The sequence below is a fragment of the Massilia forsythiae genome (assembly GCF_012849555.1).
Taxonomy (GTDB): Bacteria; Pseudomonadota; Gammaproteobacteria; order Burkholderiales; family Burkholderiaceae_D; genus Telluria; species Telluria forsythiae.
The window spans coordinates 3,588,440-3,609,397 of sequence record NZ_CP051685.1 but is presented as its reverse complement, the minus strand read 5'-3'; the positions used below and the strand labels follow the sequence as shown (position 1 = coordinate 3,609,397).

The window sequence follows — 20,958 nt, the reverse complement described above, 5'->3', positions numbered from 1 at the left end:
AAGAAAGGTTTAAATCGAGAAGGTAAGAACCCGACTAACCTTCAATTCTAGCATAAGAAGCCATTGCCGTAGATTCTAACTCCTCCGCATGGCCGATATTGGCCCGCTTTGCGTCGAAGTGTTACAGTGGCGGCGTACATACCGTATGGGCCTGCGGGGATGGTCGCCAATTTAAACCAATCCTAAGCCTGCCGCAGTCTTTACACGGTAAGCTGGCAATCGATCGGTCCATCCCCACATGGGCTGCAACAGCAACAGTCATTCAATCCAACGGAGGCAACATGATCCCGAGCCTGCAAAAAACCTACGACGTCGGCGCCGGCCAGGCGTCGCGCAACCGCGTCCTGCGCAACACCTACTGGCTGCTTGCGCTGTCGATGATCCCGACCGTGCTGGGCGCCTACATCGGCGTGACCACCGCGCTGCCGATGCTGAGCGGCGGCATCGGCATGCTGGTGTTCTTCGCCATCGCCTTCGGTTTCATCTTCGGCATCCAGAAGACCAAGGATTCGGCGCTCGGCGTGCCGATGCTGCTCGGTTTCACCTTTTTCATGGGCCTGATGCTGACGCCGCTCCTGCGCTACACGCTCGGCTTCTCGAACGGCGGCGGCCTGATCATGCTGGCCTTCGGCGGTACCGCGATCGTGTTCGCCACCATGGCCACCGTCGCCACCGTCACCAAGCGCGATTTCTCCGGCATGGGCAGCTGGCTGTTCGCCGGCGTGATCGTGCTGATCCTGGCCAGCGTCGCCAACATCTTCCTGCACCTGACCGCCCTGACCCTGGTGGTGTCGGTGATGGCGATGGGTATCTTCTCGGCCTTCATCCTGTTCGACGTGCAGCGCATCGTCAACGGCGGCGAGACCAACTACATCACCGCCACGCTGTCGATCTACCTGGACATCTACAACGTCTTCACCAGCCTGCTGCAGTTGCTGGGCATCGGTTTCGGCAACCGCGATTGATCGGTGCAGCGTTTCACGAAAACCGGCCTCATGGCCGGTTTTTTTTCGCGCCGTTGTCAGAATCGCCGCAACGCGCTTAGAATGGGCGCCGTGTCGCACCTCCAGCCCCGAATCCCGTTCCCGCATGCCGCGTAGCCTGGTCCATGTATTGCTGTCGCTGCTGCTGCTCGTCTCGCAGCAGCTGTCGCTCGGCCACGGCTATACGCACTGGAACGAGGTGCGCGAAGCGCTGGCGCAGGCCGGCGCGCCGGCAGGCGAAGACGGCGGCGGCAAGCCGCAGAAGCCCGGCCTGCACGACCTGTGCGGCCAGTGCGCCGCCAGCGCCCAGGTGGCGTTCGCGCTGCCGGCCGGCATCCGCCGCTTCATCCCCGCCGAACTGGCCTATGCCATCCCCAGCCTGCCGGCCACGCCCGGCATCTGCCTGCTGACCGACTGCGTCTTCCAGTCGCGCGCCCCGCCCCTGGCCTGATAACCCGCACTGCAATCCACCCGCTTTGCCCGACCGCCGCTGCGCCCAACCACATCGCGCGGCGCGGCCGGACCGTTATCATTTGCCCGAGGTTTTACACCATGAAGATTCAACGTACGCTGCTGTCCAGCGCGATCCTGCTCGCCTTCCACCCTGCCCTGTTCGCCGCCGCATCCGCCCCCGCCGATGCTAGCGCCGACGCGCCCCAGAACCAGACCGTCAGCGAAGGCCAGATCCAGCAGGTCGTGGTTACCGCCAACCCGCTGCGCAACGGCGAAGGCGACCAGATCCTGACGCCGGCCAAGGTGCTGGCCGGCGACGAACTGCGCGACAAGGTCGGCAGCTCGCTGGGCGAAACCCTGCAGGGCGAACTCGGCGTCTCGGCCTCGGCCTTCGGCGCCGGCGCCTCGCGCCCGATCATCCGCGGCCTGGAAGGCTCGCGCGTGAAAATGCTGGAAAACGGCATGGCCACCTCCGACGTGTCCGGCCTGTCGAACGACCACGCGGTGGCCTCCGAAGGCGCGGTGGCGCGCCAGATCGAGATCCTGCGCGGCCCGGCCGCCCTGCTGTACGGCTCGGGCGCGATCGGCGGCCTGGTCAACGTGGTCAACGAGCGCATCCCGACCGAGCTGGAAGCCAGGCCGATCGGCCAGCTGGAAACCCGCTACGGCACGGTCGACAATGCGCGCAACGTGTCCGGCTCGGCCGACGGCTCGGTCGGCAAGTTCGGCCTGCACATCGACGGCAACTGGCGCGACACGGGCGACTACAAGATCCCCGGCAACCGCGTACTGAACGACCCGTCCACCGCGATGGACCGCCTGCCGCACTCCGACACCGCCGAGCGCAACATCGGCCTGGGCGGCTCGTACATCGACGACTGGGGCTATGCCGGCTTCTCGGCCTCGCACCTGTCCAACGTGTACGGCATCCCGACCGACGAGGGCTCGCGCATCGACCAGCGCCAGAACCGCTACGACTTCGACAGCCTGGTGAAGAATCCGCTCGAGGGCCTGGAAAGCGCGCGCTTCAAGGCCGGCTTCACCGACTACAAGCACGCCGAGCTGGAAGAAGACGGCTCACCGGCGGTACTGTTCACCAACCGCTCGTTCGAATCGCGCCTGGAGCTGACCCACCGCCCGCTCGCCGGCCTGCACGGCACCTTCGGCGTGCAGACCGAGAACACCCATTTCTCGGCGCTGAGCCCGAGCGGCGGCCCGGACACGGTGCCGGTCACGCACTCCACCTCGTCCGCACTGTTCCTGGTCGAGGAAACCACGGTCGGGCCGCTGCGCGTGAACGCCGGCGCGCGCTACGAAAACGTCAAGCGCCAGCCGGTCGGCAACATCGAGCGCCGCTTCGACCTGGGTTCCGGCTCGGTCGGCGCGCTGTGGCCGTTCACCAGCGACTACGCCGCCGGCGCCACCGTGTCCTACGCCCAGCGCGCGCCCGCCACCGAGGAGCTGTACTCGGGCGGCCCGCACGACGCCACCCTCACCTTCGACGTCGGCGATCCGGACCTGCGCAAGGAAATCTCGCGCAACGTCGAGCTGTCGCTGCAAAAGACCAGCGGCCTGCTGCGCTGGAAGGCCAACCTGTTCCGCAACAACGTGTCGAACTTCATCTACGGCCAGGTGAACGGCAACAGCTTCGACGAGGACGGCAACCCGGGCGGCGAATTCCGCCAGCGCCTGTTCCAGCAGGCCGACGCCCACATCCAGGGTGCCGAGGCCGAGCTGACCTGGAACCAGGTCGGCATGGGCTGGAACGGCCGCCTGTTCGCCGACAGCTCGCGCGGCAATCTGGACCGCGGCGGCAGCCTGCCGCTGCAGCCGGCCGACCGCATCGGCGCCAGCGTCGGCTACCGCCAGGCCGACTGGCGCGCCGGCCTGAGCTGGATCCACGCACGCGGCCAGGAACGCCTGGCGGCCTTCGAGGACAGCACCACGCCGGGCTACAACCAGGTCGACGCCAACCTGTCGTACACGCAGAAGCTGGACAAGACCGACCTCACCTGGTTCGTGCTGGCGAAGAACCTGCTCAACGAAGATATCCGCCTGTCCACCTCGCTGCTCAAGGAAATTTCGCCGCTGCCGGGTAGAAACTTCGTGTTCGGCGTGCGCGCCAAGTTCTGATGGGCACCGGCGGCGGTCGGCGCCGGCCGCCGCCGGTTGTTGTATCGGCGCACGGCGCCGATGCCGTCGAACGCCGCGCCGCCATGCAAACGACATCGAAACCGCCGATTACAGCGGTTTTGTTATTTCCAAGATAAATAAATTTTTTCTCGGGCAATTGAATATTTTCTCTAGTGCATTGAAGTGGCTGCGATTGTGCATAAAATGGCTGTATTCAAGTACGGGAGACGCAAGCATGACAATCGCAACCCGTGACATGCATCTATTTCATGGCACTGGCGCCAGGCGGGCGGGCTACCACGATGTCGATTGGTCGGACACAGCGATCGGTGCGCCGGCCTGCTGGAGCCCGGCGCTGCGCAACGCGGCCAGCCTGATCCTCGAATCCGAGTTCCCCATGTACCTTGCCTGGGGACCGCAGCTGACCTTGCTGTACAACGCCGCCTTCGCCGAGCGCCTGGGCAACCACCATCCTGTCGCGCTCGGTCGTCCGCTGCCGCAGGCCTGGCCCGACCTGTGGCCGATCGTCAAGCCGCTGATCGAGAGCGCGCTGGAGGGCCGTTCGACCTATGGCGAGGACGTGCCGCGCCCGGTGTACCGCGACGGCAAGCGGGTCGACGGCTGGTTCACGCTGGCCTACTCGCCGCTGCGCGACGAAGGCGGCAAGGTGCGCGGCGTGCTGTGCGTGACCAGCGAAACCACCCAGCGCGTCCAGCTCGAACGCCGCCACGCGATGCAGCTGCACGTGGTCGACAGCCTGCGCCGCCTGTACCACCCGTCCGACATCACCGAGCGCGCCTGCGCCCTGCTCGGCAAATACCTGCAGCTCGACCACGTCTGCTACGTCGAGGCCGACGAGGAGGATGGCAGCGTCGAGGTGATCCAGGACTGGGGCCGCGACGGCGACGCCGCCACCGGCCTGTTGTCCGGCAAGCGCGCGCCGCTGGACGACTTCAGCGCCGCGGCGCTGACGCTGATGCGCACCGGCGCCCCGCTGGCAGTCGGCGACGTCACCGCCGACCCGCGCCTGCCGGCGCGCGGCGCCCGCTACGCCGAAGCCGGCGTGCGCGCGCTGCTGGCGCTGCCGCTGGTGCGGCGCAGCGAACTCAAGGGCGCGCTGGTCGGCTACGCAGCCGCGCCGCGCGACTGGGACGAGGAAGACCAGCGCCTGGCCGCCGACATCGCCGAGCGCAGCTGGGAAGCGCTGGACCGGGTGCGCGCCTCGCAGGCGCTGCGCGACGCGGTGGCGCGCCAGACCACGCTGCTCGACATGAACGAGTTCCGCCTGGAGCTGGCCGACCTGCTGCGCCGCCTGCGCGACCCGGGCCGCATCTTCCTCGACACCAGCGCCATGCTGGGGCGCTTCCTGCAGGCCAGCCGCGTGGTGTACGGCGACTACGACGCCGACAAGGACCTGGTCACCTTCCATTCGAACTACACCGACGGCTTGACCGGGCCGCTGGGCGGCGCCTTCCAGTCCGGCATGTTCGGCCCTGCCAACTTCGCCGCCTTGACCCAGGGCACCTGGGTCTCGAGCGACCTGCAGCGCGATCCGCGCACGGGCGCGCCGGACATCCTGCAGCATTTCAACGCCATGCAGATCCGCTCGTGCGTGGTGGTGCCGCTCAACCGCAACGGCGTCCTGAGCGCCTGCCTGTTCGTCAACGACAACCTGCCGCGCGTCTGGAGCGCCGACATCGTGCGCCTGATCGAGGACGTGGCAGAGCGCTCCTGGAGCGCGGCCGAACGGGTGCGCGCGGAACAGGCGCTGCAACAGGCCGACCGCCGCAAGGACGAGTTCCTGGCGATGCTGGCGCACGAACTGAGGAACCCGCTGGCGCCGATCTCGGCCGCCGCCCAGCTGCTCAACATGGGCACGCCGGACAGCGAACGCGCCCAGCGCACCAGCGCCATCATCGGGCGCCAGGTCACGCACATGACCGGCCTCATCGACGACCTGCTGGACGTGTCGCGCGTGACGCGCGGGCTGGTGGTGCTGGCGCGCGACGAGGTCGACCTGCGCCGCGTGATCGCCGACGCGGTCGAGCAGGTGCGCCCGTTGATCGAGGCGCGCCGCCACCAGCTGGCGCTGCACGTCGCGCAGGAGCCGGGCGCCGCCTGCGTCGAAGGCGACCACAAGCGCCTGGTGCAGGTGATCGCCAACCTGCTCGGCAATGCCGCCAAGTACACCCCGGAAGGCGGCCGCCTGGCGGTGTGCATGGACAGCACGGCGCAGCAGGTATCGGTGAGCGTGTCGGACAACGGCATCGGCATCCCGGCCGAGCTGCTGCCGACCGTATTCGACCTGTTCTCACAGGCCGAACGCACCCCCGACCGCGCCCAGGGCGGCCTGGGCCTGGGACTGGCGCTGGTGAAGAGCCTGGCCGAACTGCATGGCGGCAGCGTCACCGTGACCAGCGAAGGCCGCAACATGGGCAGCGAATTCGCGCTGCGCCTGCCGCGCCTGCAGGCCCGGGCCGCACCCGCGGCGCCGGCGCCGGCCGCCGCGGCCGACGCCGGCGCCGCCAGCCTGAACCTGATGCTGGTGGACGACAACGTCGACGCGGCCCTGACCCTCGGTTTGCTGCTGGAAGCCGGCGGCCACACGGTGACGGTGGTGCACACCCCCGCCGACGCCCTGGCGTGCGCCGCCCGCCAAGCCTTCGACGGCTTCCTGCTCGACATCGGCCTGCCGGGCATGAGCGGCTACGAACTGGGACGGCGCCTGCGCAAACTGCCGGGTACGGACAAGGCGCTGCTGGTGGCGATCACCGGCTACGGCCAGCGCGCCGACCAGGACAGCGCGGCCGAGGCCGGGTTCGATCATTATTTCGTCAAGCCGGTGGAATCGCAGGCGCTGTTCGGGGTGCTGGCGAAGGTGGGACGGGCGGAATAGGTTGTTAGGGCCGGTGCGTTGCGGTACGTATCACCACTTTCCCCCGATCTCAAAACCGTCGCCCCCGGCCTCGGCGGCCCCCTTGGCGGGGGCCCATGCTGAATGAAGCGAAGCCGGATTGCCGGCATGACGACTACGGTGACTCAGCATGGGTCCCCGCCTCCGCGGGGACGACGTGCCAAGGCTGACACAGGGAACCGACGTCGGCGCTCAGCCCTGCGTTTCCAGCGCTTCCTGGCCCTGCCCCACCGCCTCGAACGCGCGCGGCTGGAAATCCGGGATCAGCTCGAACACCCCGATCGACTCCACGTGCGAGGTATGCGGGAACATGTTGGCCACGCCGGCCTTGGTCATGCGGTAGCCGGCGCGATGGGTCAGGATGCCGGCGTCGCGCGCCAGCGTGGACGGACTGCACGAGACGTAGACGATGCGGCTGGGCAGCAGGTCCGGGTGGCTCAGGCGCAGTTCGGCCAGCGCCAGCGCCAGCGCCACGGCGCCGTCGCGCGGCGGGTCGACCAGCATGCGGTCGAACTTGCCCAGTTCGACCAGGTCGTCCCTGGTGACTTCGAACAGGTTGCGGGTATAAAAGCGGGTCTTGTCGGCCAGGCCGTTGGCGCGCGCATTTTCCAGCGCGCGCGTGGTCAGCGCGGTGCTGCCCTCGATGCCGACCACTTCGCGCGCCTGGGTCGCCAGCGGCAGCGTGAAATTGCCCAGCCCGCAGAACAGGTCGGCCACGCGCTCGCCCGGCGCCACCTCCAGCAGGCGCAGCGCCTTGTGCACCAGCAGGCGGTTGATCTGGTGGTTGACCTGGGTGAAATCGGTCGGCTTGAACGGCATCCTGATGCCGAATTCCGGCAGCGTGTAGTACAGTTCCTTGCCCAGCGGGTAGTACGGATACGCGCTGTCCGGCCCCTTCGGCTGCAGCCACCACTGGATGTGCCACTGGTCGGCGAAGGCCTTCACCAATCGTTCGTCGGCCGCCGACAGCGGCGCCATGACGCGCAGCACCAGCACGGTCACGTCCTCGCCCACCGCGACCTCGATCTGCGGCATCTGCTGGTAGATCGACAGCGCGCCCACCAGCTCGCGCAGCGGCACCAGCATGTTCGACAGGTGGCGCGGGATGATCTCGCAACTGGTCATGTCGGCCACGTACGAGGAATGGCGCTCGTGGAAGCCGACCAGCACCGTACCCTTCTTGGGCACCCAGCGCACCGACAGGCGCGCGCGCAGGCGGTATTCCCAGGTCGGGCCGTACATCGGGCGCATGATGTGTTCGGCCTTGGTCTTGCCGATGTGCCACAGGTTATCTTCCAGCACGCGCTGCTTCATCGCCACCTGGCTCGAGGCCTCCAGGTGCTGCATCGAGCAGCCGCCGCAGTGCCAGAAGTGCGGGCACTTCGGCGTCACGCGCATCGCCGAGGCGCGCTGCAGCGTGACCATGCGGCCCGATTCCCAGTTCTTCTTCTTGCGCAGCGTCTCGAAGCTGACGCGCTCGCCCGGCAGCGCGCCCTCGACGAAGATCACCTTGCCTTGGGTGCCGTCCTCGTTCTGCAGGTGGCCGACGCCGCGCGCGTCCATGTCGAGGGATTTGATGTCGATGAAGGTTTCTTGCATGGTCGGAAGAAGGAAGATCGAGAGGGAACCGGGACGATGGAAACGGCCGGCGGCGTCGACGCGTCGCCCCCGCGAAGGCGGGGGCCCATGCTGAATGAAGCGAAGCCGGATCGCCGGGCACGGCGACAATGGCGGCTCAGTATGGGTCCCCGCCTGCGCGGGGATGACGGATCATCGGCATTGCGCCCATCATCGATCGGCGGCGCAAACGGTCCGGCGGGAATTCATCATGAAAAACGGGCCTCATCCGGCCCGGCGGGCATCATAGCAAGGAATCGCGCACGACGCCACGGGCGGCCATGGCCCGCTTCAGTTTCACCAGGGCTTCCTGCTGGATCTGGCGCACCCGTTCGCGCGTCACGCCCATTTCCTCGGCCAGGGTTTCCAGCGTGGCCGGATCGTCGTTGTCGAGGCCGAAGCGGCGCACCACCACCACGCGCTGCTTGTCGGGCAGCTTCTGCAGCCAGTCGCGCACCAGCAAGGTCATCTCGTGCTGCTCGGCGTGCGTGTCCGGGCTGACGTCGGCCTCGTCGGGCAGCATGTCCATCAGGCTGCTCTGCGGATCGTTGTCGAGCGGAGCGTCGAGCGAGGTGGCGTGCTCGGACAGCGCCAGGATGTCCTGCACCTCTTCCACCGGGCGCCCGACCAGGCTGGCGATGTCCTCGGCGCAGGCGTCCTTGCCGTCGTGGTGCTGCGATTCGAGGTGGTACTTGGCGCGCAGCACCTGGTTCAGCTCGCGCACCATGTGCACCGGCAGGCGCACGGTGCGCGCCTGGTTCATGATGGCGCGCTCGATGCTCTGGCGGATCCACCAGGTGGCGTAGGTGGAAAAGCGGAAGCCGCGCTCGGGCTCGAACTTGTCGATCGCGCGCATCAGGCCGATGTTGCCTTCCTCGATCAGGTCGAGCAGCACCACGCCGCGGTTGATGTAGTGCTTGGCGATCGACACCACCAGCCGCAGGTTGTGCTCGATCATTTTCTGGCGGGCGCCGAAGTCGCCGGCCTTGGCCAGCGTGGCGACCTGCACTTCCTGCTCGGCGCCCAGCAGCGGCTTGGCGCCGATGCGGTTCAGGTAATGCTGGGTGGTGTCGGTGGAGAGTTCCGCCTGCAGCGCCTTCTTCAAATCGTCGGCGGCATCGAGCGCGGCGCCTTCGGGCAGCGCATCGGCGCGTTCGACCCCATCCGCACCGAACTCGCCGCCCTCGTGCGCATCGTCCGCGGCGTGGTCCGCCGCATCGTCCGATGCATTGTCCTGTGGGTCTGGGTCGAACGGATCGGGCGGCGGCGTCATTGGACCTCTCTAACGGCTCGGCAGGAACTTGGCCGGGTCGACCGGCTTGCCTTGCTGGCGTATCTCGAAATGCAGTTTGACGGTGTCGGTATCGGAATCGCCCATTTCCGCGATCACCTGGCCCTTGGTCACGCTTTGACCTTCCTTGACCACGATGTTGCGGTTGTGCGCATACGCCGACAGCAAGCTGTTGCTATGTTTGACAATCACCAGATTACCATATCCGCGGATGCCGCTGCCGGCATACATCACCTTTCCGGAACCGGCGGCCAGCACGTGCTGGCCGATCTTGCCGGCGATGTCGATGCCCTTGTTCTTGCCTTCGTCGAAGGTGGCGACGATGCGGCCGTCGGACGGCCACATCCAGCTCAGGCGCTCGTCGTCGCTGGCGGTGACGGTGCTGCCGGCGGCCAGCGCGCCCGGCGCCGTCGACGCCGCCTGCACCGGCGCCGGCACGGCCAGCGCACCGGCCGGCGGACGCTCCGGCTTGCCGTTCTCGTCCTTGTCCTTGTCCTTCTGCGCCTCGGCCAGGGCGGACTCGCCGTACGGCTTCTTGTCGCCGCGCGGCGCGGTCTTCTTCGGCGGCGCGGCCGGGCGCTCGGCGCCCGGCATGGCGATCGGCGCGGTCACCACGGCGCTGCCGCCGGCGACGGCCGGGCTGGCATTCGCGGCGCCGCCGGTCGGCGCCACCCGCAGCACCTGCCCGACCTTGATGTCGTTCGGATCGGACAGGCTGTTCCAGGCGATCAGGTCGCGGTAGTTCTGGCCGAAATCGAGCGCGATGCGCAGCAGCGTGTCGCCGCGGCGCACCGTGTACATGCCTCCGGCGTCGCTCCTGGGCTGCTCGACCGGCTGCGGGGCCGGCGCGGGGCGCGGGCGGTGGGCGGATGCGGGCGGGGTCGGACGGTCGATCACGGGGGCCTGGCGGGTCTCGGTGCTACAGGCGGACAGGACGCCGAGACTGATCGCCAGCAGGGCTAAACGGGGTGTTGGTTTCATTCTCATCTAAATCTGTTACGACATTCCGGCATGCTCAGGCGATGCCCGGCCGCAGCGGGACGAAATGGCAGGCTTCCAGCGTTTCGCTGGTCCATTCCGACTTGCCGGTGCGGATGATACGCTGCAAGTGCTGGACCTGGGCGCCGACCGGCGCCACCAGGCGCGCACCGATGGCCATCTGTTCGAGCAGGGCGCGCGGCACCTCGGATCCGGCCGCCGCCAGGATGATGCCGTCGAAGGGGGCGGCCTGCGGGAGCCCTAGCATACCATCTCCGTACTGCAAACGCAGGTTGGCGACGTGCAAGGGCCGGAGATTGTGCTTGGCCAGCTCGTGCAGCGGCTTGATGCGCTCGACCGAAAACACCTCCTGCGCGACCCGGCACAGCACCGCGGCCTGGTAGCCGCAGCCGGTGCCGATCTCGAGCACGCGGCGCAGCGGCTGGCCGTTGGCCTTGAGCAGTTCGATCATGCGCGCCACCATGTACGGCTGCGAAATCGTCTGGCTGTAGCCGATCGGCAGCGACACGTCGGCATATGCCTGCGACGACATCGCCGGCTCGACGAACAGGTGGCGCGGCACCGTTTCCAGCGCGCCCAGCACCTGGGCGTCGGCCACGCCCTGGCGCGCCACGCGCGCCGCCATGGCGCGGCGCGGGGCCTCGGTCGCCATCAGGTCGGAACGCGCCAGCGCCTGCTGCGGCTGCGCCGGCTGCGCGCCGCGCTGGCGCGCATCGCCTGCCGGCGTGGCCGGCGCCTGGCCATTGCTGCGCGCATTCTGGGTCGCCGTCTGCGGCGTGGCCACCGGCGCCGGCGCGGCCGGCTTGCGCGCGCCTGCGCCGGTCACCGACGACAACGGCAAGGGGAAATTGCTGCGCTTCTCGCTCATGGTTTCCTCATGCTCATGGTTCGCTCATGCTCATGGTGCGTTCATCCCAGGCTGCGCCGCAACGCGTCCAGCTGTTCCCTGTGGGTCAGGTCGACCTGCAGCGGCGTCAGCGATACCCTGCCCTGCGCCGTCGCATGGAAATCGGTGCCTTCCGCGGCGTCGCGGCAAGCGCCGGGCGCACCGATCCAGAAAATTTCCCGTCCGCGCGGATCCTGGGCGCGGATCACCGGCTCGGAGTGGTGGCGGCGGCCGAGGCGGGTCGGGGTAAGCGGCCCCATCCGTTCATACGGCAGGTTCGGGATGTTCACGTTCAGCAGGAAGGGCGCATCCAGCGTGTCGAAGCCGCGCAGCACGATGTCGCGCGCCACCCGCGCCGCCGATTCCACCTCGGCCCAGCCGCTCCTGACCTGCGAAAACGCGATCGCCGGGATACCGAACAGGTAAGCCTCGGTGGCGGCCGCCACGGTGCCGGAGTACAGCGTGTCGTCGCCCATGTTCTGGCCGTTGTTGATGCCGGAAACCACCAGGTCGGGCGGCGCGTCGAGCATCGCCGTCAGCGCGATGTGCACGCAATCGCTGGGCGTGCCGTTGGTGAAGAAGAAACCGTTGGCGGCCTTCGAGACCGACAGCGGGCGGTCCAGCGACAGGGAGTTCGACGCGCCCGAGCGGTTGCTGTCGGGGGCGACCACCACGATCTCGGCCACCTGCGCCAGGGCATCGGCCAGGGCGTTGATGCCGGGGGCGAGGTAGCCGTCGTCGTTACTGATAAGGATTCGCATGCATGGGATTTTACCTGAAGCAACGGGAACAGCGATCCACGCCGCTGCACATTTCTTGTTCACCGCCGCGCGCTGCGCCGGCGTAGCGGATGCACCACACCGCGCCGCCGCGCCAGCGCGATCGCCGGCGCTAGGTCATGCGCGCCTCGCCGTGCCGCCGCGCCGCCGGCAGGCCGCGCTTGCCCTCTTCCATCGCATGGATGCCTTTCTGCAGCGCGATCGCGTGGCGTTCGATGCAGCGCGCCGCCTCCAGTTCGTCCTGCTGGCTCAGGTAGGATTCGCCCAGGCGCGCCATTTCGCGCAGCAGGACCGGCGCCTGCGGATCGGCGGCGCGCTCGCGCAAGGCCTCGATCGCCTGCAGCAGGCGCACCTCGACCAGCGAACGCCAGGGAAAATGGCCTGGTTCCAGCCATTCGAGCAGCGCCTCGATGCTGCGCACCGCGCCCAGCCGGTCGCGCTTGCCGCGGTGCCCGCGGCCGGACGGCAGGGCCGCGCCCAGCAGGCCGGCCTGCGGCAGCACCACCTCGTCCAGGTAGCTGTCGAGGCACATGGCGGAGATGCCGTAGCACCGGCCCAGCAATTCCTCGAGCGCGGCCTGGTAGCCGGCGCCGCCCTGCTGCGCATCGCCGAGACGCCAGCGCAGGCGCGCCTCGCCGGCGCTGTCGACCGGGCTGGGCAGCGGATACACCAGCAGCGGGCGCTGCTCGTCCTCGTGGCTGCAGCGGTAGTCGAGCGCGCGCGCCACCACGCCGGCCAGGCCGTCCAGGCTGCGCCGGTCGGGGGTGAACAGGCCGACCACCTTGTCGGGCAGCAGCGCGGTGCAGACGCTGGCGGCGGCCGAGCGCCCGCCCCGGCAATCGACCAGCACGTGGGCGAAGCGCCGCTTGAGGCCGGCGGCAAAGCTGCGGAACAGCGCCGGGCAGGTGCCGAACAGCGCGTCCCAGTCGATGCGGTCGGCGCGCTCGCCGTAGCTGTCGTCGAAGCGGCCGGCGCGCATCAGGTACAGCGGGCGCACATCGTCCACGCGCTCGATATGCGCGTCCCAGTCGATGGCGTCGAGCACGCGCGCGGCCAGCGCCTCGGCGCCCTCGCCGTCGCCGCGCGCGGCGCCGTCCTCGCCGCGCAACCGGTCGCGGCACCCTTCGAACAGTTCGAGCACGCCGGCGCGCTGGCCGTCGCCGCGCTGGAAATAATGGTGCAGGCCCGGACTGTCGAGGTCCCAGTCGATCATCAGCACCGGCGTCTGCGCCTGGCGGCGCCCGGCCAGCAGCCAGCCGGCATGCGCGAGCGCCAGGCTGCGCACGGGGGCGCTGTCGTAGGAATAAAACGTCGTCACCTCGCCGGCCATCCCGGCCGGCTGCGCGGTGATGCGGGTGGTATCCATAGGGCTCCTTATTTTTTGGGGAAGGTTGGGTCCGGGCTCTCGCGCCATGGCGGTGGGACAGCGGGCAGCACGAATTGGTTGCAATCGTGCCCCGGCGGCATGTGTCTTTTCTGGAGCTGGTAATGGGCGGCGATGCGCTGGACCATCTTGTCGATGTCCGGCAGGAAGTCGGTGTTCGACTTGAGGTCGCCCGTCGCCATCGTGAAGCGCGAGAAATCGACGTAGAACGATTCGGTGATCTGCGGCGGCAGCCGGTCGGGGTGGCGGGTCATGATGACCGGGATGATCAGCCGGCTGGGCAGCTGGTACCACGCGCTGCGCTCGGCTTCCAGCAGGCGCATGGCCGCGTATTCGCGCCGCGTGTAGGCGTGCGCTTCGTACTTCGGCGTGTAGATCAGCACCATGCAGGCGCTTTCGCACAACGCGCGCGCGATCTTGCGGTCGAGGTCGTCGCCGCCGCCGAGCTGGTCGGTATCGACGAAGAGTTCGTCTTCGTCGTCGAAATGGGGTTCGAGGTAGCAGCGCAGGGCATCCACCAGCGTGGCCTTGAACTGCCGCATGAGCTCATGCCGGCCATGGGCATAGCTGAAGAAACAGCCGTAACGGATTGCCATTGCGGTCTCCTGTCGAAGTCCTGGAGACTCTAGCAATCCACCCATGGCGCATGTTGTGGGAGCACAAGCGCGCTCAGCCTCGGCCGCCAGGCCCGCGCCGGCACGGCGCCTACGGCTTGGGCTGCCTGAAGAAGTCGATCACGTCCGCCTGCACGCGCGTGCGCCGGAACGGCGGCAGGCTCTGCCAGATGCGCCGGCCGTAGGGCTTGCTGATCACGCGCGGGTCGCACAGCATCAGCACGCCGCGGTCGTCGACGTCGCGGATCAGGCGCCCGGCGCCCTGCTTCAGGTTGATGATGGCTTCCGGCAGCGTGTGGTGGACGAAGCCGTTCATGCCCTTCTTTTCCATGATCTCGATGCGCGCGGCCAGCACCGGGTCGTCCGGCGGCGCGAACGGCAGCTTGTCGATGATCACCAGCGACAGCGCCTCGCCGCGCACGTCGACGCCTTCCCAGAAGCTCTGGCTGCCCACCAGCACCGCGTTGCCGGCGTTGCGGAAGGAATCCAGCAGTTCGGTGCGGCCGCGCTCGCCCTGCACGAACAGCGGGAACGCCAGGCCGCGCGCGGCGAACTCGGCGCGCAGGCGCTCGGCCACGCGGTTGACGGCGCGGATCGTGGTGCACAGGAAAAAGGTGCGCCCGCCGGCGGCCTCGATCACCGGCAGCGCCGCGTCGACCACGGCGTCGGTATAGCCCATGGTGTTCGGTTCCGGCAGGCCGGTCGGCACGTACAGGATACCCTGCTCCTGGTAATCGAAGGGGCTGGGCCAGGTAACGGCGGGCTCGCCGGTCATGCCGAGCTGGGCGGTGAAATGCTTGAAGTCGTTCTTCACCGCCAGCGTGGCCGAGGTGAAGATCCAGCTGCGCGGGCTGCCGGCGCGCTGGCCGGCGAAGATCGGCGCGATCGACAGCGGCGTCTTGTGCAATTGCAGTGCGGAAGCGAAGGCTTCGACCCACAATACCGCGTCGCCGCTCCCGGCTTCTTCCTCGCCGGGGTCGGCATCCTTGGCCTTCTTCGGCTCCCTCTTCTTTGGCGGTTCGGCTTTCCACGCCTTGAACTGTTCCAGCAGCTCGACCGCGCGCACGCGGCACTGCTCCAGCGTCTCGGCACGCTCGGCGTTTTCCTCGAGCACGTCGACCAGGCCTTCCAGCTCTTCCTTCAGCTTTTCCAGCGCCGGGAAGAAGTCCGAACTGGGCGGGATCTGCGGCAGCGACAGGCGCGTGCCGCCCTCGGGGAAGGTCAGGCGCAGGTCGCGCGCCGCCTTTTCCACCACCGTCACGACCTTGGCCCAGTCCGGGCTGCCGCGCGCGTGCGCCAGGCCCTCGGCCAGCACGTCGCGGCACAGTTCCAGCACCTGCGAGGTGGAAACGGTGGTGCCGAAGAACAGCGTCGCCACCTCGGGCAGCTGGTGCGCCTCGTCGAACACGATGGTGTTGGCGGCCGGCAGCAGCTCGGCCATGCCGCCTTCCTTCAGCGCCACGTCGGCGAAGAACAGGTGGTGGTTGACCACCACCACGTCGGCCTGCTGGGCTTCGCGGCGCGCCTTCATCACGAAGCAATCCTGGTAGTACTGGCACTCCTGGCCGACGCAGTTCTCGCGCGTCGAGGTCACCAGGTTCCACACGGACGCGGTTTCCGGCACCTTGGCCAGCTCGGCCTTGTCGCCCGAGTTGGTCATCTTCATGAAGCGCGAGATCTCGCGCAGGTGGCCGACGTCGTCGCGCGAGGTCAGGCGGCCGTTCTGCAGCGTGCGTTCCAGGTGGTAGTGGCAGACGTAGTTGGCGCGGCCCTTGAGCAGCGCCACCGACACCGGCGCGCGCAGGGCGGCACGCACGGTCGGGATGTCACGCGAGAACAATTGATCCTGCAAGTTCTTGGTCCCGGTCGAGACGATCGTCTTGCCGCCCCACAGCAGTGCCGGCACCAGGTAGGCGAAGGTCTTGCCGGTGCCGGTGCCGGCCTCGGCGATGAGCGTGCCCTGGGTGCCGATCGCGTGCGCGATCGCCTTGGCCATCTCGGTCTGCGACTGGCGCGGCTTGAAGGTGCCGACCGCGGGCGCGAGCGGGCCGCCGGCGCCGAAGATGCGGTCGACTTCCTCGTCGTATTTGCCGGGCGCCTGGCCGGACGCCTGTGCCGGCGACTGTTCGGCGGATGCGGAAGGAATGGGCTCGCCGGCGCCGGCGCCTGGCATGGGAAGATGATCGGTCAAGGTGATGGCGGTGGAACAGGAAATGGCGGAGGTGAAATCCGGTCGGCCTGCGGGCGCGGCAAGGCGGATGGGCGCACCGGAACAGCGATTGTAGCAGCCGCCGCGCCTTGCCGGTTGCCGGGGCGCAGTCCGGGGCGACGCCGCCGGCCGCGCCGGCCTCAGGCCGGGACGTCGGGCACCAGCTGCATCTTGAGCAGCGTGATATGGTCCTTCAACTGCAGCTTGCGCTTCTTCAGGCGGCGCAATTGCAACTGGTCGGTGTGGCCGTCACGCGTGAGCATGTCGATCACGGCGTCGAGGTCGCGATGTTCCACGTCGAGTTCGATAATGCGGCGCTGGATCTCCTGGACGTCGATCATGGTGGGTGGTTCCGAGATAGATAGGGCTGGATGGGGAAGGATGACGCCGCCCCTGAGCCGGGATGGCACGATTCGCTGTTACCGCTTGCAACACGGCTTGCAACACTGGCATAAACCGGTGCATAGTTTAATCTACACCGCCGTTGCCGCCAACAAAGTTCGGCAAGCCGGTATCGGAAAGCCACGTTTATGACCGCATACAAGATAGAAGCCGGAACCGCGCAGCACCTGGGCAATCGCCCACAACAGAACGACCGGGTGGCGCTGATGACCGGCGCCCGCGCGCCCGGCTACGTGCTGGCCGTGCTGTCCGACGGCATCGCCGGCGCCGCCGGGTCGGAACAGGCGCTGCATACCGCCAAGCAGATGTTCGACGAATTCAAGCCGGGCGACCGGGCCTCCGTCGAGCGCTTGGCACAACTGCTGCGCGACATCGTCCAGGAAACCCATACCGTCATCAAGATGAACGCGGTGGCGGCCCAGTCGACCGCGCACGCCACTTTCGTCGGCCTGGTGCTGAGCCCGCACGGCGAAGCGGTGTGGGCGCACGTGGGCGACTCGCGCCTGTATTACTTCCACGACGGCAAATGCGAAACGCGCACGGGCGATGCCGCCTACGTCGAGCACCTGACGTCCAGCGACCGCCTGCCACCCGAGGCGGCGCGCAACCACCGCAAATCCAAGCTGCTGCTGAACGTGCTGGGCAATGACCGCAAGGACCCGTTCGTCACCGTCGGCCAGCGCGCCGCGCTGGCGCCGGGCGACATCTTCGTGCTGTGCACGGATGGGCTGTGGCACTTCTTCACCGATGCCGAACTGGGCGCGGCCACCGCACGCTCGTCGCCGCGCCAGGCGTCCGAGATGCTGATCAACAAGGCGGGCGAGCGCTCGCAGGGCAAGGGCGGCAATTGCAGCATGGCCATCGTCAAATTGGTCGCCGCGTAGGGTGGACGGCTACGCCGTCCACCCTACGCCGAACCCGGTAGTCCGTATAACGCGATATCCCGTATTACTGCGCCGGCGCACCCGCCGCGGCGGCCTTGGCCTTGTCCGCCGATTCCGCCGCCTGCCTGGCCGCCTTGGCCGCCTTGTCGGCCTGGCGCTGGGCCACGCGCCGCTGGCGCTCTTCCGATTCGGCCTTGCGCTCTTCGTAGGCGCGCACATTGGCGGCGCGCTTGTCCGTTTCCGCCGCTTCCTTCTGCTGCGCCGCGCGCACGCGGGCATCGCGCTGGGCGGTGCGCGCCGGCACGCTCGACTTGCGCGGCGCCGGCGCGGGCGCCACGTCCGGCGCCGGCTTGGGCGGCGCGGCGGCCAGGTGCGCTTCCTGCTCCTGGTAGCGTTGTTCGGCTTCCGCCAGGTTGCGGTCGCGCTCGTCGACCTTGGCCTGGCGCTTGAAGCGCGCGGCCTGCACCTCGATCGCGCGCTGGGCGGCGAGCGCGCTGCGGTGGCGTTCGCGCGCCTCGTTGATGCAATTGGTGACCAGGAACTTGGTATAGCAGACGCGTTCGCGCTCGGCGAAGCGCGCCTCGATCGCGGCGCGTTCGCGCGCCACGGCGGCCAGCTGCTGGTCGGCCTGGGCCACCGAGGTCACCGGCGGCGGCGGGATTTCGCGCGGCACCGGCTCGGGTCCGGCGCAGGCGGCCAGCGCCGCCAGCATGCCTGCCGCGCCGGCGCTGCGCAAGGCGCGCATGAAGGATGTCGGATCGTGTTTCATCGGTTCCTCTTGATGGAATCTTGTCGGAGATGTCAGGCCAGCGCGTCGGCGGCGCCGCGGCGCTCGGCCAGCATGTATTCGCGCGACTGCATCTCGATGATACGCGACACGGTGCGATGGAACTCGTTCGACATCGATCCTTCGGTATACAGCTGCTCGGGCTCGACCTCGGCCGACATCAAGAGCTTGACCTTGTGGTCGTAGAACACGTCGATCAGCCAGGTGAAGCGGCGCGCCTCGGACGACATCGAGGCCGACATGCGCGGGATGGCGGACAGGATCACGGTGTGGAACTGGCTGGCCAGTTCCAGGTAATCGTTCTGCGAGCGCGGACCGCCGCACAGGGTGGCGAAATCGAACCAGATCACCCCTCCCGCGCGCCTCAGTGCGCGCAGTTCGCGCTGCTCGATGCGCACGCGTGGGTCCTCGTCGGCGGTGTCGGCGATCTTGGCATAGGCGTCGCGCAGCTGGCGGTCGCTGGCGGCGTTCAGCGGCGTGTAGTAGGCCTCGACCTGCTCCAGCGCGCGGTGGCGGTAGTCGATGCCGGCGTCGACGTTCAGCACGTCCATGCGCGCCTTGAGCAGGGCGATGGTCGGCAGCATGCGGTCGCGGTGCAGGCCGTCCGGATACAGCTTGTCCGGGTCGTAGTTCGAGGTCATCACGAACGACACGCCGAGGTCGAACAGGTTCGACAGCAGGTTGTACATGATCATGGCGTCGGCCACGTCGTTGACGTGGAATTCGTCGAAGCAGATCAGGCGGTATTTCTTGGCGATGCGCTTGGCGACTTCGACCAGCGGGTCTTCCATGCCCTTCAGCTCGTCGAGCTGGCGGTGCACCGCGCGCATGAATTCGTGGAAGTGCAGGCGCGTCTTGCGCACCACCGGCACCACCGAGTAAAAGCTGTCCATCAGGAAGGACTTGCCGCGCCCCACCCCGCCCCACAGGTAGACGCCGCGCGGCACGTCGGGACGGTTGATCAGGCGCTTGAACGCGGACGAGCGCCGGGCCTTGTAGTCGACCCAGCCGTCGTAGGCTTGCTGCAGGCGGTCGACGGCGCGCTGCTGCGCGGGATCGGACTTGAAACCGCGTTCGGTGAGCGCGTGCTGGTAGTACTCTTGGACGTTCATGGGGATCAAATAATGCGGGGTGGACGGGTTGTCCCGTCCACCCCACGTCGGCCGCGGCGGCCGGATTAGAAGTTCAGCGACCGCTTGTCGACGGCGAGCGCGGCTTCCTTGGTCGCTTCGGACAGCGACGGGTGGGCGTGGCAGATGCGGGCGATGTCTTCGCTGGAAGCGCGGAATTCCATCGCGACCACGGCTTCCGAGATCAGTTCGGACGCCACCGGGCCGATGATGTGCACGCCCAGGATTTCGTCGGTCGCGGCATCGGCCAGGAACTTCACCATGCCCGAGATGTCGCCCAGCGCGCGCGCGCGGCCGTTGGCGGCGAACGGGAAGGTGCCGGCCTTGTAGGCGACGCCTTCCGCCTTCAGCTGCTGCTCGGTCTTGCCGACCCAGGCGATTTCCGGCGAGGTGTAGATCACCCACGGGATGGTGTTGAAGTTGACGTGGCCGTGCTGGCCGGCGATGCGCTCGGCGACCGCGACGCCCTCTTCTTCCGCCTTGTGCGCCAGCATCGGGCCGCGCACCACGTCGCCCACCGCCCAGATGCCCGGGACGTTGGTGCGGCATTCGTCGTCGACGGCGATGAAGCCGCGCTCGCCGAGCTGCAGGCCGACCGACTCCAGGCCCAGGCCGGTGGTGTTCGGCACGCGGCCGATCGAGACGATCAGGCGGTCGAAGGTGGCGGTCTGCGCGCCGCCGGCGGCGTCCGTGTACTCGACCGTGACGTCGTTGCCGCGGTTGCTGATGGCGCCGATCTTCACGCCCAGGTGGATGTCCAGGCCCTGCTTCTTGAACAGCTTGTGGGCTTCCTTGGCGATCTGCTCGTCGACCGCGCCGAGGAAGGCCGGCAAGCCTTCCAGCACGGTGACTTGGGCGCCCAGGCGGCGCCATACCGAACCCATTTCCAGGCCGATCACGCCGGCGCCGATCACGCCCAGCCTGGCCGGCACGTTGTCGATGGTCAGCGCGCCGGTGTTCGACAGGATGACTTTCTCGTCGAACGGCGCGCCCGGCAGTTCGCGGGCGTTCGAGCCGGTGGCGACGATCACGTTCTTCGCGGTCAGCGTATCGGTGGTCGGGCCGGACACGTTGATGGTGTACGCGCCTTCGGTACCGCCGGCCAGGGTGCCGCGGCCGTGGAAGAAGCTGACCTTGTTCTTCTTGAACAGGTAGACGATGCCGTCGTTGTTGGACTTGATCACGCCGTCCTTGCGCTTGAGCATCTGCGGCAGGTTCAGCTGCAGGCCCTGCACGTCGATGCCGTGCTCGGCGAACGCGTGGCCGGCGTGCTCGAAGTGTTCCGACGATTGCAGCAGCGCCTTGGACGGGATGCAGCCGACGTTGGTGCAGGTGCCGCCCAGGGCTGGAGCGCCCTTGGCGTTGGTCCACTCGTCGATGCAGGCGGTCTTGAAGCCCAGCTGGGCCGCGCGGATGGCGGCGATGTAGCCGCCGGGGCCGCCGCCGATCACGACGACGTCAAATTGTTTTTCGGTGCTCATTTATCGTTCCTT

At 68.1% G+C, this 20,958-nt stretch carries 17 protein-coding genes; 5 read left to right on the top strand and 12 right to left on the bottom strand.

All coding sequences use genetic code 11. The features are described from left to right. The first annotated feature begins 281 nt into the window (after positions 1 to 281). The 4 genes from HH212_RS15450 to HH212_RS15435 all read left to right on the top strand — a co-directional run bounded on the left by HH212_RS15450 (position 282) and on the right by HH212_RS15435 (position 6,465). On the top strand, positions 282 to 965 hold the full coding sequence (locus tag HH212_RS15450; protein ID WP_170203285.1) for a Bax inhibitor-1/YccA family protein: 684 nt from the start codon (positions 282 to 284) through the stop codon (positions 963 to 965). A gap of 124 nt (positions 966 to 1,089) precedes the next feature. Then, on the top strand, positions 1,090 to 1,434 hold the full coding sequence (locus tag HH212_RS15445) for a hypothetical protein (RefSeq protein WP_170203284.1): 345 nt from the start codon (positions 1,090 to 1,092) through the stop codon (positions 1,432 to 1,434). A 101-nt stretch (positions 1,435 to 1,535) separates the two neighbouring features. Further along, positions 1,536 to 3,569, top strand: coding sequence for a TonB-dependent receptor (locus tag HH212_RS15440; protein WP_170203283.1), 2,034 nt, complete (start codon positions 1,536 to 1,538; stop codon positions 3,567 to 3,569). 235 nt (positions 3,570 to 3,804) lie between these two features. After that, positions 3,805 to 6,465 carry a hybrid sensor histidine kinase/response regulator gene (locus HH212_RS15435; RefSeq protein WP_170203282.1) on the top strand — a complete coding sequence of 887 codons (2,661 nt, stop codon included), beginning with the start codon at positions 3,805 to 3,807 and terminating at the stop codon, positions 6,463 to 6,465. Positions 6,466 to 6,675: 210 nt separating this feature from the next. Here the strand turns inward: HH212_RS15435 and rlmD are convergent, their stop codons facing one another. The 9 genes from rlmD to HH212_RS15390 form a co-directional block, all read right to left on the bottom strand. Further along, the gene (gene rlmD, locus HH212_RS15430) at positions 6,676 to 8,082 is read right to left on the bottom strand and encodes a 23S rRNA (uracil(1939)-C(5))-methyltransferase RlmD (RefSeq protein WP_170203281.1); all 1,407 of its coding nucleotides are present in this window, start codon (positions 8,080 to 8,082) and stop codon (positions 6,676 to 6,678) included. Positions 8,083 to 8,344: 262 nt separating this feature from the next. Beyond that, entirely contained in the window at positions 8,345 to 9,373 is a 1,029-nt protein-coding gene (gene rpoS / locus HH212_RS15425) for an RNA polymerase sigma factor RpoS (protein ID WP_170203280.1), read from the bottom strand. 9 nt (positions 9,374 to 9,382) lie between these two features. Further along, entirely contained in the window at positions 9,383 to 10,372 is a 990-nt protein-coding gene (locus HH212_RS15420) for a peptidoglycan DD-metalloendopeptidase family protein (protein WP_170203279.1), read from the bottom strand. 34 nt (positions 10,373 to 10,406) lie between these two features. Next, positions 10,407 to 11,258, bottom strand: coding sequence for a protein-L-isoaspartate(D-aspartate) O-methyltransferase (locus HH212_RS15415; protein WP_170203278.1), 852 nt, complete (start codon positions 11,256 to 11,258; stop codon positions 10,407 to 10,409). A 41-nt stretch (positions 11,259 to 11,299) separates the two neighbouring features. Then, complete coding sequence (surE, locus tag HH212_RS15410) at positions 11,300 to 12,037, bottom strand: 5'/3'-nucleotidase SurE (protein WP_170203277.1); 738 nt, start codon at positions 12,035 to 12,037, stop codon at positions 11,300 to 11,302. A 130-nt stretch (positions 12,038 to 12,167) separates the two neighbouring features. After that, on the bottom strand, positions 12,168 to 13,421 hold the full coding sequence (locus tag HH212_RS15405) for a hypothetical protein (RefSeq protein ID WP_170203276.1): 1,254 nt from the start codon (positions 13,419 to 13,421) through the stop codon (positions 12,168 to 12,170). Positions 13,422 to 13,429: 8 nt separating this feature from the next. Beyond that, on the bottom strand, positions 13,430 to 14,035 hold the full coding sequence (locus HH212_RS15400) for a toll/interleukin-1 receptor domain-containing protein (protein ID WP_170203275.1): 606 nt from the start codon (positions 14,033 to 14,035) through the stop codon (positions 13,430 to 13,432). Between the two features lie 109 nt (positions 14,036 to 14,144). Further along, complete coding sequence (gene yoaA, locus HH212_RS15395; protein ID WP_170203274.1) at positions 14,145 to 16,226, bottom strand: DNA repair helicase YoaA; 2,082 nt, start codon at positions 16,224 to 16,226, stop codon at positions 14,145 to 14,147. Positions 16,227 to 16,402: 176 nt separating this feature from the next. Then, complete coding sequence (locus HH212_RS15390; protein ID WP_036168848.1) at positions 16,403 to 16,603, bottom strand: YdcH family protein; 201 nt, start codon at positions 16,601 to 16,603, stop codon at positions 16,403 to 16,405. Between the two features lie 189 nt (positions 16,604 to 16,792). Here HH212_RS15390 and HH212_RS15385 point away from each other — a divergent pair, with 189 nt between their 5' ends. Continuing rightward, on the top strand, positions 16,793 to 17,548 hold the full coding sequence (locus tag HH212_RS15385; protein WP_170203273.1) for a PP2C family protein-serine/threonine phosphatase: 756 nt from the start codon (positions 16,793 to 16,795) through the stop codon (positions 17,546 to 17,548). A gap of 64 nt (positions 17,549 to 17,612) precedes the next feature. On the opposite strand, the gene HH212_RS15380 is transcribed toward HH212_RS15385, so the two are convergent. The 3 genes from HH212_RS15380 to lpdA form a co-directional block, all read right to left on the bottom strand. After that, positions 17,613 to 18,317, bottom strand: coding sequence for a hypothetical protein (locus HH212_RS15380; RefSeq protein WP_229217297.1), 705 nt, complete (start codon positions 18,315 to 18,317; stop codon positions 17,613 to 17,615). Positions 18,318 to 18,349: 32 nt separating this feature from the next. Next, the gene (gene zapE / locus HH212_RS15375) at positions 18,350 to 19,447 is read right to left on the bottom strand and encodes a cell division protein ZapE (RefSeq protein WP_170203272.1); all 1,098 of its coding nucleotides are present in this window, start codon (positions 19,445 to 19,447) and stop codon (positions 18,350 to 18,352) included. Positions 19,448 to 19,512: 65 nt separating this feature from the next. Beyond that, a complete protein-coding gene (gene lpdA, locus HH212_RS15370; protein WP_170203271.1) occupies positions 19,513 to 20,946 on the bottom strand; it encodes a dihydrolipoyl dehydrogenase in 1,434 nt (477 codons plus the stop codon). Between the last annotated feature and the right edge of the window lie 12 nt (positions 20,947 to 20,958).